The organism is Corynebacterium sp. TAE3-ERU30, assembly GCF_019209925.1.
Classification (GTDB): Bacteria; Actinomycetota; Actinomycetes; order Mycobacteriales; family Mycobacteriaceae; genus Corynebacterium; species Corynebacterium megadyptis.
Map to the genome: position 1 here is coordinate 420,146 of NZ_JAHUTO010000001.1, position 14,087 is coordinate 434,232.

Annotated in this window: 10 protein-coding genes; 2 read left to right on the forward strand and 8 right to left on the reverse strand. The window is 63.6% G+C overall.

Going from position 1 to position 14,087, the window contains the following annotated elements; all coding sequences use genetic code 11:
• Positions 1–8: 8 nt before the first annotated feature.
• Entirely contained in the window at positions 9–2,309 is a 2,301-nt protein-coding gene (locus KR227_RS01895) for a Tex family protein (protein ID WP_218363468.1), read from the reverse strand.
• Positions 2,310–2,401: 92 nt separating this feature from the next.
• On the opposite strand from KR227_RS01895, the gene KR227_RS01900 reads away from it, so the two are divergent.
• Positions 2,402–2,728 carry a hypothetical protein gene (locus KR227_RS01900; RefSeq protein ID WP_218363469.1) on the forward strand — a complete coding sequence of 109 codons (327 nt, stop codon included), beginning with the start codon at positions 2,402–2,404 and terminating at the stop codon, positions 2,726–2,728.
• Here KR227_RS01900 and betT read toward each other — a convergent pair.
• The 4 genes from betT to rpsP all read right to left on the reverse strand — a co-directional run bounded on the left by betT (position 2,725) and on the right by rpsP (position 7,099).
• Positions 2,725–4,899 (reverse strand): choline BCCT transporter BetT, encoded by a 2,175-nt coding sequence (gene betT / locus KR227_RS01905; RefSeq protein WP_218363672.1) that lies wholly within the window; start codon positions 4,897–4,899, stop codon positions 2,725–2,727. The genes KR227_RS01900 and betT overlap by 4 nt on opposite strands.
• A 231-nt stretch (positions 4,900–5,130) precedes the next feature.
• Positions 5,131–5,958 carry a tRNA (guanosine(37)-N1)-methyltransferase TrmD gene (gene trmD, locus KR227_RS01910; RefSeq protein ID WP_218363470.1) on the reverse strand — a complete coding sequence of 276 codons (828 nt, stop codon included), beginning with the start codon at positions 5,956–5,958 and terminating at the stop codon, positions 5,131–5,133.
• Entirely contained in the window at positions 5,958–6,464 is a 507-nt protein-coding gene (rimM, locus tag KR227_RS01915) for a ribosome maturation factor RimM (RefSeq protein ID WP_218363471.1), read from the reverse strand. Before rimM ends, trmD begins: the two co-directional genes overlap by 1 nt.
• 155 nt (positions 6,465–6,619) lie before the next feature.
• Positions 6,620–7,099 (reverse strand): 30S ribosomal protein S16, encoded by a 480-nt coding sequence (gene rpsP / locus KR227_RS01920; RefSeq protein ID WP_151528513.1) that lies wholly within the window; start codon positions 7,097–7,099, stop codon positions 6,620–6,622.
• A 383-nt stretch (positions 7,100–7,482) separates the two neighbouring features.
• Between rpsP and KR227_RS01925 the strand changes: the two genes are divergently transcribed.
• Complete coding sequence (locus KR227_RS01925; protein ID WP_218363472.1) at positions 7,483–9,681, forward strand: acyltransferase family protein; 2,199 nt, start codon at positions 7,483–7,485, stop codon at positions 9,679–9,681.
• 124 nt (positions 9,682–9,805) lie between these two features.
• Here KR227_RS01925 and ffh read toward each other — a convergent pair whose 3' ends face one another.
• The 3 genes from ffh to KR227_RS01940 form a co-directional block, all read right to left on the reverse strand.
• A complete protein-coding gene (ffh, locus tag KR227_RS01930) occupies positions 9,806–11,431 on the reverse strand; it encodes a signal recognition particle protein (RefSeq protein ID WP_218363473.1) in 1,626 nt (541 codons plus the stop codon).
• 62 nt (positions 11,432–11,493) lie between these two features.
• Entirely contained in the window at positions 11,494–13,569 is a 2,076-nt protein-coding gene (locus KR227_RS01935; RefSeq protein WP_218363474.1) for a [protein-PII] uridylyltransferase, read from the reverse strand.
• A gap of 75 nt (positions 13,570–13,644) precedes the next feature.
• Positions 13,645–13,983: a P-II family nitrogen regulator gene (locus tag KR227_RS01940; RefSeq protein ID WP_151528509.1), complete on the reverse strand. Its 339-nt coding sequence runs from the start codon at positions 13,981–13,983 to the stop codon at positions 13,645–13,647.
• Positions 13,984–14,087: the final 104 nt, after the last annotated feature.

The following is a 14,087-nucleotide window of genomic DNA, read 5'->3' on the forward strand; positions in this document are numbered from 1 at the left end:
CGCTTCGCCTAGAACCCGGCGCGTTTGAGCGCCTCGGCCATGGAGCCGTGGTCGCTGCGGCGCTGCGCGGAACCGGTGGAGCGGCGCTGCCCACCGCCCCGCTTGCCACCAGAGCGCCGCCGGGGCTTCGCGGCAGACCCAGATCCACCTGCAGCTGGGGTGGCTGGCTGCGAGGCGTCGTCGTCAAGCCGCAAGGACAGTGAGATGCGCTTGCGGTCTACATCGACATCCAGCACCTTCACCCGCACCACCTGTCCGGAGCGCACCACCTCGTGCGGGTCGGAGACATAACGATCGGCCATCGCCGAGACGTGGACCAGGCCGTCCTGGTGGACGCCCACATCCACGAAGGCACCAAAGGCCGCCACGTTGGTCACCGTGCCCTCGAGAACCATGCCGGGAGTGAGATCGCTGATTTTTTCCACGCCCTCCTTGAAGCGGGCGGTGGCGAACTCGGGACGGGGATCGCGGCCGGGCTTGTCCAACTCGGCGAGGATATCGCTCACCGTGGGCACACCGAAGCGATCATCCGCGAAATCGGCGGGTGCCAGGCGGGAGAGCACGCGGCTATTGCCGATGAGCTCGCCGACGCTCAAGCCCGTGGACTCGGCCATGCGGCGCGCCACGGAATAGGCCTCGGGGTGCACGGCGGAGGCATCAAGGGGATCTTTGGCCCCGTGGATACGGAGAAAACCCGCGGCCTGTTCGAAGGCCTTGGGGCCGAGCCGCGGCACCTTCTTCAACTGCGCCCGCGAGCGGAAAGCGCCCTCTTGGTCGCGATAGTGCACGATATTCTGCGCCACCGTCGAGGAGATCCCGGCGACGCGCTCCAGTAGCGGCACCGAGGCGGTATTAACATCCACGCCCACGGCATTCACCGCGGCCTCCACGACCCCATCGAGGCTGCGGGCCAGCGCCACCTGGTTCACATCATGCTGGTATTGCCCCACGCCGATGGATTTCGGGTCGATCTTCACCAACTCGGCCAGCGGGTCCTGCAGCCGGCGGGCGATCGAGACCGCCCCGCGCAGCGAGACATCCATCTCCGGAAATTCTGCGGCTGCTAATTCGGAGGCGGAATATACCGAGGCACCCGATTCAGAGACCACCACCGGGATGGGGCGCGTTCCGCCCGCCGCGGCGATCATGTCGGCGATCTCGTGGGCCAGCTTGTCGCTTTCGCGGGAGGCGGTGCCATTGCCCACCGCAATCAGCTCCACCCCATGCTCGGCGCACAGCCCAGCTAGCTCGGCGCGGGCGGCGTCCCAGCGGTTCTGCGGCTGGTGCGGGTAGACGATCGTGGTGGCGAGCACCGCACCGGTCGCCGAGACCACCGCCACTTTCACGCCATTGCGGTAGCCCGGATCCATCCCGAGCGTGGCCCGCTGCCCGGCCGGAGCGGCGAGCAGCACATCGCGCAGATTAGTGGAAAAGACCTCCAAGGCGCCCTTTTCGGCGACCTCCTTCAGCCGCATGCGCGCATCCAGCGAGGCCGAGACATAGAGCTTCGTGCGCCAGGCGAAACGCACCGCCTGCTTCAGCCACGCATTGTGGGCCACCGGGATATCCATGGCGGCGGCCACCATGGCCTCATAGTCGGCATCCTCGCCCGCCTCGATCGTGAGATTGAGAACGCCCTCCTTCTCCCCGCGCAGCAACGCTAGGATGCGGTGGCTCGGCAGGCTGCTCAGCGGCTCGGAGAAGTCGAAGTAGTCCTTGTATTTCGCGCCCTCGCCTGCCGCGCCCTCCACGACGCTGGCGCTCATCACGCCCTGGCGAAAGACGCGCTCGCGCACCTCGCCCACCAGATCGGCGTTGAGGGCGCAGCGGTCGATGAGGATGGCGCGGGCACCGTCGAGGATCTCCTTTTCCCCGGGATAGTCCGCGCTGGCATAAGCGCTGGTATCGATCGGCTGGGTGGGCGCGGCCAGAATAGCGTCGAGAAGCGGCTCGATTCCGGCGGCCCGCGCCTTGTCCGCCTTGGTGGTGCGGCGCTTCTTATAGGGAAGATAGAGATCCTCTAGGCGCGCCTTGGTGTCCACGGCCTCGATCTGGGCCCGCAGCGCCTCGGTGAGTTTCCCCTGCTCCGCGATGGCTGCGAGCACGGTCTCTTTGCGCTCGGCAAGCTCCCGCAGATAGCTCAGCCGCTCGGCGAGCAGGCGCAGCTGAGAATCGTCGAGCCCCTCGGTCACCTCTTTGCGATAGCGGGCGATAAAGGGCACGGTATTGCCTTCATCTAAAAGCGCGATGGTGGCTTCTACCTGCCTGGGCTTCAGCCCCAGTTCTTCAGCGATAGTGCGAGCAATCATTCGCGCTAGTTTAGCAATCGCAACCGCGTGCGCGCGGGGCTGGTGGACCAGGACGAGAACGCGGGGTGAGACAGCCGCGCTGCCGAAGGGGCATGATAAAAGCTATGTATTACGCCGATCTGCACGTCTTCTGCACCCCGGATGTTCTGCGCGCCGCGAGCAAGCTAGCCCCCTCCCGCATCGCCGGGCTGGTCTCGCTGCACACCGAAGCCGTGTCCTTGTCCTGCGAGCCGGATAATATGCTGCTCAACGAAGCGGGCGGACGGCCGGGCACCCTCTACCGCGTGGTGGTGCATGCCGCCGAGCCGCTGCGCACAGAGCAGGTGATGAGCTGTTTCGCCGAGGATACTCTGTGGTACGGCTCCAGCGGCACCGGGGAGATCGATCCGGGCGTGAGCGCGGCCTGCGCCTGGCGCTAGTGCTGGTCCTCCGCCGGCCACTGATCCACAAACGAGGCATTATCCGAGTGATCCGATCCCCCGGGCAGATATTGCTGCATGTGGAGGAACTCGAGATGCCGATCGTAGAGATCCAGGAGATTCGAGATCAGTTGCTGGCGGGTATAGCCATAGACGTCATAGCCCAGCGAGCCGCTCTGCGAGAACACCTCGAGCCGGTAGTAGACGGTCTCAGTGGTGTGGGCGAAGCTGGGGCTGAGCTCACGCACGGGATAGACCTGGTAGCGGAAGGACTTCTCCTCGGTACCGAAGTCCACCAACAAGTCGAGCTGGTTGATCCCCGTTCCCTCTACTTCTGAGGTGGTCAGCAGCGCATCGATGCCCTGTTCCCGCATCTGGGTGGCCACATCTTCAAGTGCGGGGCGGGCGATTGTGTCCACATACTCTTGGCTGCGCTGCTGATCCGGCCAGGTCGAGGCGCGTTGAATGCGGCTGCGCCAATCCTCCTCCGAGTTCCTGCCGGTGCGCGAGGAGATCGCCGAGTGCAGGGCCACCTTGCGGGACTGCTGCTCGAATACCTCGAGGCGCAGGGACTTGCTCAGACCAAACATCAATAGATACACCACGATGGCGAAGGGAATGCCCATGACGATCGTGGCGGATTGCAGCGCGGAAATACCGTTGATCTGCAGCATGGTCACGGTCAAAAGCCCCACCACGGCCACCCAGAACACGCGCTGCCACTTGGCGCCATCCTGTTGGGAGTCGGTGACATGCGAGGCGAAATTGCTCATCACCAGCGCCCCGGAGTCCGCGGAGGTGACGAAGAACAGCATGCCCACCAGAAGCGACAGGGCCACCATGACGGAGCCGTACGGGAGGGCGTCGAGAAGCACGAAAAAGCCCTGCTGCGGATTGTCGTTGGTGAGCAGGCCGAATTCCGTATCGCCGCCCATCACCCTATCGAGGGCGGTATTGCCGAAGATGGAGGCCCACAGCGCGGTGAAGGTGAAGGGCACAACCAGGGTGCCCACGATGAACTGGCGCAGCGTCCGGCCGCGGGAGATACGCGCCAAGAACAGTCCCACAAAGGGAGCCCATGCCACCCACCATGCCCAGAAGAACAGGGTCCATGTTTGCATCCACTCCCCCGTCTGCGCCGGCGTCGTGGAATAGGCAAAGGAGCTAAACGTCCAGTTCGGCAGCTTGGTGAGGTAATCGCCGATATTTTGCATCATGGCGTCGAAAAGAAAGGCCGTCTTGCCCGTGACCAAGACGTAGACCATGAGCAGCAGCGCCAGATAGACGTTGATCTCGGAGATGCGCTTGATGCCCTTATCCACCCCAGCCACCGCCGAGACGGTTGCGGCGAGGATGGCCACGGTCACCAGACCAATCTGGGCGGCGTGTCCCTCGGGGATACCGAAGAGGAACTGCAGCCCGAAATTCAGCTGCACCACGCCGATGCCGAGCGAGGCCGCCACACCAAAGACCGTGCCGAGCATCGCGGCGATATCCACGGCGTCTCCAATGGGCCCGTGCACCCGCTTGCCCAGAATCGGATAGAGGGCGGAGCGAATCGCCAAGGGCATATTGAGCCGGTAGGCGTAGTAGCCGAAGGCCATGCCGAGCAGCGCGTAGAGCGCCCAGCCGGACATGCCGTAGTGGAAGAAGGTCCACACCACCGCATCGCGGGCAGCAGCGTTGGTTTCTCCCGCTCCCTCGGGCGGGCCATAGTACTGGTTAATGGGCTCCGCCACGGAGTAGAACATCAATCCGATGCCGATACCGGCCGCAAAAAGCATCGCGGACCAAGAAAAGAGCGAGTACTGCGGCTTGGCATGATCCGGGCCAAGTTTGATGGACCCAGCCCGCGAGCAGGCGATGAACAGCATAAATATCAGGGCGGCCGCCACGGTGAGAATGAGGAACCAGCCGAAATTGGCGGTGATCCAGCCGGTGACGGTGTTGAGGGTGGATTCCGCGGAATCCTTATTTACCAATCCCCAGATGGACACCAGGATCACACCGATACCGGAGGTGATGAACACTATCCAATTGGGTTTCGGTGGCTGGCCGCCGCTATCAAAGGTGCCCGCCCTATAGGTGCCCACGATGGCGCGGCGATTCGTCGGCTCCTCGTGCGGCTGGCTGCTCTGCTTATACGTTCTTGGGGTATGGCTCGAAGACATCTCGCGACTCTCGTTATCGATGGCGTTGATCTCGTGCACGCCCACACCCGCACTGGCGCTACAAGCCCCCGCCCCGCCTAGCGACGCAGAAGCACGCACCACCTCCGCGCGACACCACAGAGTCCTCTCCGGTGCGCCGCTGCTGCGGGCGTATGGCGAATAACAGTGTAGACCCCGCCGCCGGCATCAGGTCGAGAGGGCAATATTATCGTCGCAGCGCACCGGCGCATGTTAAAGATTCAGCTCCGCGAGAAAGGCGCGATCAGCGGCGCTGAGCTCCACGTGCTCGAGCAGATCGGGCCGACGCTCCGCGGTGCGCCGCAGCGCCTGCTCCCGCCGCCATCTCTCCACCCGGGCATGGTCGCCGGAGAACAGCACCTCGGGAACATCCAGTCCCCGCCAGCTCCGCGGCTTGGTATAGCTCGGCCCCTCCAGCAGGCCGGTGGAGAAGGAATCATCCTCGTGGCTGTTCTTATTGCCCAGCACCCCGGGGATCAGCCGCACGATCGCCTCCGCCATCACGAGCACCGCCACTTCCCCACCGACCAGAACATAATCACCGATGGAGACTTCTTCTACCCGATAGCGCTGGCGGGCATCCTCCACCACGCGCTGATCGATGCCTTCATAGCGGCCGCAGGCGAAAACGATATGCTTCTCCCGCGACCAGCGCTCAGCATCGGCTTGTTGAAAAGGCCGTCCTGCCGGGGTGGGCACGATGAGCAGCGGCCGCTGCTCCGCCACCGTCTCATAGTCCTGCTCCACCACGGCCGGCCCGCGCACATGCCGCTGCGCGGAACTGAGCAATTCCACCTCGGCGGCGGGGCCGGTACCGGCGGCGACATCATCCAACGCCGGCCCCCACACCTCCGGTTTCATCACCATTCCGGGGCCGCCACCGTACGGGGAATCATCCACCGCCTTGTGATTGCCGCTGGCCCACTGCCGCAGATCATGCACACCCACCTGCACGATGTCGTGCTCAATCGCCTTGCCAATCAGGGCGTGGCGCAGCGGCTCCACATAACCGGGAAAAATGCTGAGAACATCGAGGCGCATCAGAGATCCAACAACCCTTCCGGCGGGGTCAGCGTGATGCTGCCGCCCTCCAGATCCACCTCGGGCACCATCGCCTCGACAAAGGGCACCAGGCTCTCGCCGCCGCTGCTGAGCCGAATGTTCAGCAGGTTATGGGCCACACCGCGCTCGACGCTCAGCACCTCGCCGATATGTGCGCCATCGACGTAGACGCGCAGGCCCTCGAGCTCATGATCGTAGAAGCTCTCGTCCTCGTCCTCCTCGCGGGGCTCGGCGACAAAGCGCATGCCGCGCAGGCTCTCGGCCGCGGTGCGATCGGCAATCTCTTTGAACTTCACCAGCAGCCGCCCCTTATGCACCCGTGCCGCCGCGATGGTGAGCTCAAGGGTTTTTCCAGTTTGCTGCCCCTCGAGCACCTCGCCGATAGCGAAGCGTTCCTCGGGAACATCGGTGGTGGGGTCGATGATCACTTCTCCCTTAATGCCGTGGGATTTGATCACGCGCCCAATCTGCAGCTTCTCATCCATGATTGTGTAGTTTAAAGCCCTTTCTGCCGTGGGTGAACTAGCGCCCATGGCATGCCCCGCAGCAGCGCTGCTGCGGCATGAGAAAACCGCACCACGCTTTCCCTGTGCACGATGTGCGGGGCGCGGTGCGGTTGGCGTCGATAAGCGCGCAGAGTTTACTCTGCAGCCTCCTCAGCCTCGGCCTCCTTGGCAGCCTCTTCCTCAGCCTTCTTCTTGGCCTCGGCCTCAGCAGCGTCCTTCTCTTCCTTGGCCTTGCGCTTCTTCTCGGTGATGGCCTCGGCGGTCGGGCCGTTATTGGCCTCGGAGAGGGCCTCGTTGAACAGCTCCAGCTTGGACTTCTTCTCCGGGGCAACCTTCAGGGTGCCCTCGGCGCCCTCGATGCCCTTGAACTTCTGCCAGTCACCGGTGACCTTCAGCAGGGCGAGAACCGGCTCGGTCGGCTGGGCGCCCACGCCCAACCAGTACTGAGCGCGCTCGGAATCAATGCGGATGACCGAGGGGTCCTCCTTGGGGTGGTAGATACCGATGTTCTCGATGACCTTGCCATTGCGGCGGGTACGAGCATCAGCCACAACCACGCGGTACTGCGGGGTGCGGATCTTACCGATGCGGGCGAGCTTAATCTTGACAGCCATGTATGGCTCCTTTTCTTCTTGTCACTTAGGCAGTACAGACGCGCCTACACAGATGGTGGGCGCCGGTTCAACCCTTGGATTTACCTGCGGGTGACACCATGGGGTCGCCAGGCGAGACGTACTCGGGGACTGGCAGTTACCGCAGACAACTCGAAGAATACTACCCGAGCCCCTAGACAGACACAAGCCGCTCCTAGGTACCGATCCTCTCCACCCGCGTCCCCGACAATGCTGGTGTCTTTTCGTCAAATGCGCCCGCGGTCGGTAGGCTAAACAGTCGATATCAGCCCCCTGCCACAGGCTTAGACCTTGTCACTGTATATTTTTTCGGTCGGCTTAAGCTGGGCGGAAAAGATGAGCATCTAAGGAGTCGAGTTCACCCAGTGTCTGAGAGCAATGCGCTGAAATCGGTGTCATATCGCTACGACCTCGACGGTTTGCGCGGTGTCGCTATCGCCTTTGTGGTGATCTTCCACGTGTTCGTCGGCCGTGTCTCCGGTGGCGTCGACGTCTTCCTGCTGCTATCCGGCTACTTCTTCCTCGGCTCGCAGCTGCGCTACGCCGAGAAAATGCGCGCCTCCCTGAACCCCTGGTGGCCACTATGGCGCACCATCCGCAGGCTGGTGCCCGCACTGGTGGTGGTGCTCGTCTCGGTGGCGGGCTTGGTGTGGTGGATGGTGCCCTCGCTGAAGGAGGGCACGCTGGTCAAGCAGCTGCTCGCCAGCCTGCTGTACTACCAAAACTGGGAGCTGGCCACCCAGGACGCCGACTATAACGTGGCCTCGGATAGCGTCAGCCCGCTGCAGCATTTGTGGTCCATGTCCGTGCAGGGCCAATTCTATGTGGCGGCTATCCTGCTCTCCCTCGGCCTGCTGGCGCTGCTGCGCCTGCTGCGCTTGCGCCGCACTCGGGTATCCACAGTGGCGGGCCCCATCCTCATTCTCATCACCCTGGCGTCCTTTATTTATGCGTGCATTCTGCACAACCAGGATCAGGGGCTGAACTACTATTCCACCTTCTCCCGCGCCTGGGAGCTCACCCTCGGCGCCGTCCTGGCTATCTATGGGCACCGGATTCAGCTGAATGAGAAGCTCCGCTCCGTCCTGGCCGTGCTGGGTCTGCTCATGGTGCTCAGCACCGGCCTGCTTTTCGACGGCGCGCAGGTTTTCCCCGGTCCGTGGACGCTTTATCCCCTCGGCGGTGCCGTGTTCATCATCCTCGGCTCCGGCCCGGTATCGACTCTGCTCAGCCGCCGCAGCATGCGCTGGCTGGGCGATATCGCCTATTCCCTTTATCTCTGGCACTGGCCGCTGTTGATCCTCTCGGTGATCTACTTCGATCTCACCGAGCCCAGCATCGTCCTCGGCGTGGCGGTGATCGCGCTGTCCGTGGTGCTGGCCCATCTCACCTACACCTTGGTGGAAAAGCCGCTGCGCCAGCACCGCTCCCGCCCGATGAGCGATGAGTATGTGGCGTGGAGCGCCTTCCAGGCGATGCAGAATAACTCGGCGGCGCGCCTGCGAGGACTGGGCGGCGCCAGCGTGGCCACCGTGTTCATCCTCCTGCTGTCCATGGTGCCGGCCTATAACCAGCAGCTCAGCAACGCCGAGGAGCAGACCCTGGACCCGCAGCTCTATCCCGGGGCGCTGGCACTCAGCGGGGCGGATGTGCCACAGGATGTGGACCCGCAGCCGGATCCGGAGCTGATTGGGGATCTCTACCCACAGATCGGCTGGGATCGCTGCATGGCCTTTTCTTCCCAGCCCCCGGCCTACTTCCCCACCACCGCCTCCAATCCCGATGGCGAGGATGGGCCCTGCGCCTATGGCGAATTAGAGAACTTCAACAAAACCATCTACTTGGTCGGCGGCAGCCACGCCGAGCAATATTCCTCGGTGCTCATCGAGATCGCCAAGGAAGAGGGGTGGCGGATCATCCCGCAGCTGCGCCAGGGCTGCCCGCTCTTTTTGCAATACGAGGGCGAATACGGCCCGGAGAATACGTGCGCCCGCTATAACCACAAGTCCCTAGATCTGCTGCTGGCAGCCCAGCCGGATCTGGTGCTCTCCACCTCCACCCGCCCGCAGTTCTTGAGCGGCGAGGGCCCCGACCATGTGCCCTTTGATTATGAGCGGGTATGGGAGGTGCTGGACGAGGCCGGTATCCCCTTCTTGGGCCTGCGCGATAATCCCTGGGGCTGGAATGAGGACGGTACGCCCTTCAACCGCACCCAGTGCATGGCCCAGGGCAATAGCGCTGAAGAGTGCGGCGTGGACCGGGACCTCGTCTACGCAGAGGAGGATCCCGCCAAGGAGATCCTGGACGGCTTCGACAATATGCGCTCGGTGGATACCGCTGATTGGTTCTGCGAGGAGGACTTCTGCCCGCCGGTGATCGGCAATGTGTTCGTCTACCGCGATCGCAACCACATCTCGGAGGCCTATGCCTACACCCTGAAGGAGAAGCTGCGGGCCGAGCTGAAAAAGATGTTTGCCGATATCGACCCCGACAAGCTCGGCGATCCGGACGTCACCCCCACCACCACCTTCTTCGACGAAAGCGATCCGGTGAACATGCGCTAGGCGCCCGCGCCCTAAGCGCGACGGGCACATAGCCAACAGCAGGCGGCCTGCCTTCCTCCTTCGAGGGGAAGCGCAGGCCGCCTGTGGGTTATCGGGCCGCAGCAACAGCCGCGGCCCGGGTTAGCTATTTGCCTTTACCAAAGTCCAGCTTGCTCAGATCGATATCTTCCATGCCCTTCGGCATCTTCGGCATACCGGGGAAGCCACCGCCCATGCCGCCCATTTGCTGCTGCAGCTTTTCCAATTCTTCTTGGGAGGGCATGCCGCCACCCATGCCGGGCATCCCGCCCATTCCGGGCATGGCGCCCCGCTTCGGCCCGCGGTTTTTGCCCTTATTGGTGCGCTTGCCCTTCTTATTCTTGCGCCCCTTCGGCTTCTTCTTCGTGGCCGAGCGGCCGCCGCCCATGCCCGGCATGCCGAATTGGCCGGCCATTTTGCTCATCATCTTCTTCGCCTCAAAGAAGCGCTCCACCAGCTGGTTCACTTCCGAGACGGCCACACCGGAGCCCTGGGCGATGCGCTTGCGGCGGGAAGCGTTGAGGATCTTCGGGTCCTCGCGCTCGGCGGGGGTCATGCCGCGGATAATGGCCTGGATGCGGTCGAGCTGCTTCTCATCCACCATGTCGGCCATCTGCGACATCTGGGAACCACCGGGCAGCATCTTCAGGATGTTGCCGATCGGCCCCATGCGGCGGATCATGAGCATCTGATCGAGGAAGTCCTCCAGGGTGAGCTCGCCAGTGCCCAGCTTGGAGGCGGTTTTCATCGCCTCTTCCTGGTCCAGCTTCTGCTCGGCCTGCTCGATCAGGGAGAGCATATCGCCCATGCCGAGGATGCGGCTGGCCATGCGCTCCGGGTGGAAGACATCGAAATCTTCGAGCTTCTCGCCGGAGGAGGCGAACATAATCGGCTTGCCGGTGACCTCACGGATCGACAGCGCCGCACCACCGCGGGCATCGCCGTCCAGCTTGGTCAGCACCACGCCGGTGAAGTCCACGCCATCGCGGAAGGCCTCGGCGGTGTGCACCGCGTCCTGACCAATCATGGCGTCGATGACGAAGAGCACTTCGTCCGGGTTCACGGCATCGCGGATATTGCGGGCCTGCGTCATCAGCGTCTCGTCGATACCGAGACGACCAGCGGTATCCACGATCACGATGTCGTGCTGGGCCCGCTTGGCCTCCGCAATACCCTGACGGGCCACATCCACGGGGTCGCCGTGGGAGGTGCCCATCTCGTGCTCGCTGCCGAGGGCGGTGCCGGGATCGGGGGCGAAGGTGGGCACACCGGCGCGCTCACCGACGATTTGCAGCTGCTGCACGGCGCCGGGGCGCTGCAGATCGCAGGCCACCAGCATGGGGGTGTGCCCCTGTCCGGCGAGGTGCTTGGCCAGCTTACCGGCCAGGGTGGTTTTACCAGCACCCTGTAGACCGGCGAGCATGATCACCGTGGGCGGGTTCTTGGCCAAGTTCAGTCGGCGGGTCTCGCCACCGAGAATGTCAACGAGTTCCTCATTGACGATCTTGATCACTTGCTGCGCCGGGTTGAGCGCCTTAGAAACCTCCGCGCCGGTTGCCCGGGACTTGATGCGCTTGATAAAGCCGCGCACCACACTCAGCGAGACGTCCGCCTCGAGCAGCGCCAGCCGGATCTCGCGGGCGGTGGCATTAATATCAGCTTCAGTGAGCTTGCCTTTGCCGCGTAGATCCTTAAGCGCCCCTGTGAGCCGGTCTGATAGTGATTCAAACACGAAAAGTTTCTCCCCTAGATGTACGTCTTGTCTCGCTATACATTACCTATACCGGATTTATGCTAGCCGTTGAGCAGGCAGCGCGTCACGTCACGTTCGATCTGCGCGGAGTCATACTCGCCGGCGAGACAAAACTGGGCAATACAGGTGGCACCGGGCCGGCGCAGGCTCAACCACTCCACCTCGGGCAGCACGCTCAGTAGTGTGCCGAGGATGCCGTGCACATCGGGCGCTCGCACCTCCACGGTGCGGCCATACCAATAGGTGGCCACCATGGAGGTCTGCACCTGCGGCGGGGTGGTGTGCACTCCCGACTTATAGGACTGCACAAAATGCTGAATGTCGAGCTCCGTGCCGAAACGCGGCCGCGCCTTCAGCGCCACGCAGTCGCCATTGACGCCGGCTTTGCGCAGCCGCAGGCCACTGGCATGAACGGTGGCCAACAGCGTCATCAGCTGGCCGCGGTTCGGAATACGCGCCAGGATCCGGTAGTGCGCGCCGCGACGCACGACGTCGATGGTGTCTACCTGCTCAATCTGCGGCGGCTGCGGCACCACACAGGTAAGCATCCGCTCGGCATTGCGCACAAGAATGTCCATGCCATAGGCCAGCGTGGAGCTATATACCCCCGGCCCGGTACCGCGCGCATCTGCCTTGGTCAACAGCGCCAAAAGGTTGAGGATGAGCTGATCGTAGTGCACCGCATCGAGCAGCTTATCGACGCTGTCCTCGCTACTCACATCCGTGGTGGTGGCCAATTCCGCAAGCGTGGTGTGCTCGAGCACCAGGGTGCGCAGCACCTCCACGTCGGCCGCGGCGAAACCCATGCGCTGGGCTTGTGCCACCACCATCTCCGCGCCCACGATGGCGTGCGGCCGGCCGCAGCGCTTGCCCATGTCGTGGAAGAGCGCGGCCAGAAGCAGCAGGTCTGGGCGTGCCGCCGCAATGGTTTCGCTGGCGCAGTTTTCCACCACGGCTATGGAGTGACGGTCGATGGTGTGAATATGCGTGGGTTCTTTGGGCATGAGACCCCGCACTCTCTCCCACTCCGGCACGAGCGGGCTGAATAATCCGAAGCGGTCCATGGACCGCACCACTTCGAGGGTGTGCTCGGGGCTGGAGAGGACGGTAAAGAAGTCCTCGACTGAGGGCTTTGGCCACGGCTCCGGCAGCGGCGGGCAGGTGCGCAGCGAGGACCACACGGCCGTGGACACCCGCAGCCCGTAGCGGGCGGCTGCGGCGGCAACGCGCAGCGGCAGACCGGGATCTTCGAAGTTGGTATCGCGCGCTAAGGAAACGTGATCGCCCTGGGCAAAAACATCTAAGTCCACCGGCTGGCGGCGGCTGCGGGTCAGCGGGACGCGGGTGATTACATCGCGGGCGCTATCGAGGGCCCGGGTCAGGGCCACATCCACATTGTGGGCGGCCTCGGCGATGGCGCTGGAGAGCTCATAGCGATCGGCAAAGCCGAGCTTATCGGCCACATCCACGGCGAACTCGGGGTCGAGGACATCGCGGTGCCGATGGGCGGCGGTGTGCAGCAGCGTGCGGGCGTCGATAAGCAACCGGCGCTCGCGGGAAAGATCGGGGGCGTCCACGAGATTGCCGAGGGCGAGCGCGCGCAGCAACTCGATATCGCGCAGCCCGCCGTGCCCGTTTTTCAGATCCGGCCGAGTCATGGACACGCATGAGCCCGAGCGCCGCCAGCGCTTAATGGCCTCATCGGCGATGTGATCGAATTTGCGCGGCAACACTTGCCGCCAGCGATGCCGCACCGCGCGGATGGTAAAAGCGGTGAGCTCCTCATCGCCGCTGACATGGCTAAGATCCAGCAAAGCGAGGCTGGCGCTGGGTTCGCTGGCCAGCACCGAGAGGCAGTCGGCGGTGGTGCGCACGCTGTGGTCGAGGGCGATGCGCGAGTTCCAAATGGGATACCACACCTCGGAGAGGTCGCCGTCGAAATCATCGGGAATGAGCAGCACCAGATCGAGATCGGAATGCGGCGTCATTTCTCCGCGCGCGAAGGAGCCGGTGGCCGCGAGAGCGCAGCCCGGGGGCACCTGCACCGTGGCCACCGTCTGGTGCACGGAATCGAGGGTGTCGCTGCGAAACACAGCGGCGGTATGAGAGAGCTTCATAGTCATCAGCATAAAAACAGCCCCCGGTACCCAATGCACGTGGGCCCGGAGGCTGGAGAAAAGAGCGGCGTGAATTTACAGGGCGTCGGAGCCGCGCTCGCCGGTACGCACGCGCACGAGCTGCTCGATCGGGCTCACCCAAATCTTGCCGTCGCCGATCTTGCCGGTGCGGGCGGCGCTGGCGATGGTGTCGAGCACCTCGTCCAGCTGGGAATCGTCCACAATGGTCTCGATTTTGATCTTCGGCACGAAGTCGATGGCATACTCGGCGCCGCGGTAGACCTCAGAGTGGCCCTTCTGCTGGCCATAGCCCTGGGTTTCGGTCACGGTCATGCCCAGCACGCCGATCTGGGAGAGGGCTTCTTTAATGTCGTTGAGAGTAAAAGGCTTAACGATGGCGGTAACAAGCTTCATGGGACAGTCACTCCTTGGAGATAGCGGTATCGGTGTCCGCGCCGAGCTGTCATCGATGGGCCTCGTATGAGGTCGATGCGCTCCGCGCCGTCGCCGTGCACGCG

Bases quoted from the DNA above. Each gene is read 5' to 3' on its own strand.
- KR227_RS01895 (WP_218363468.1), bottom strand. From the start codon at position 2,309: ATGATTGCTCGCACTATCGCTGAAGAACTGGGGCTGAAGCCCAGGCAG.
- KR227_RS01900 (WP_218363469.1), top strand. From the start codon at position 2,402: ATGATAAAAGCTATGTATTACGCCGATCTGCACGTCTTCTGCACCCCG.
- betT (WP_218363672.1), bottom strand. From the start codon at position 4,899: ATGTCTTCGAGCCATACCCCAAGAACGTATAAGCAGAGCAGCCAGCCG.
- trmD (WP_218363470.1), bottom strand. From the start codon at position 5,958: ATGCGCCTCGATGTTCTCAGCATTTTTCCCGGTTATGTGGAGCCGCTG.
- rimM (WP_218363471.1), bottom strand. From the start codon at position 6,464: ATGGATGAGAAGCTGCAGATTGGGCGCGTGATCAAATCCCACGGCATT.
- rpsP (WP_151528513.1), bottom strand. From the start codon at position 7,099: ATGGCTGTCAAGATTAAGCTCGCCCGCATCGGTAAGATCCGCACCCCG.
- KR227_RS01935 (WP_218363474.1), bottom strand. From the start codon at position 13,569: ATGAAGCTCTCTCATACCGCCGCTGTGTTTCGCAGCGACACCCTCGAT.
- KR227_RS01940 (WP_151528509.1), bottom strand. From the start codon at position 13,983: ATGAAGCTTGTTACCGCCATCGTTAAGCCTTTTACTCTCAACGACATT.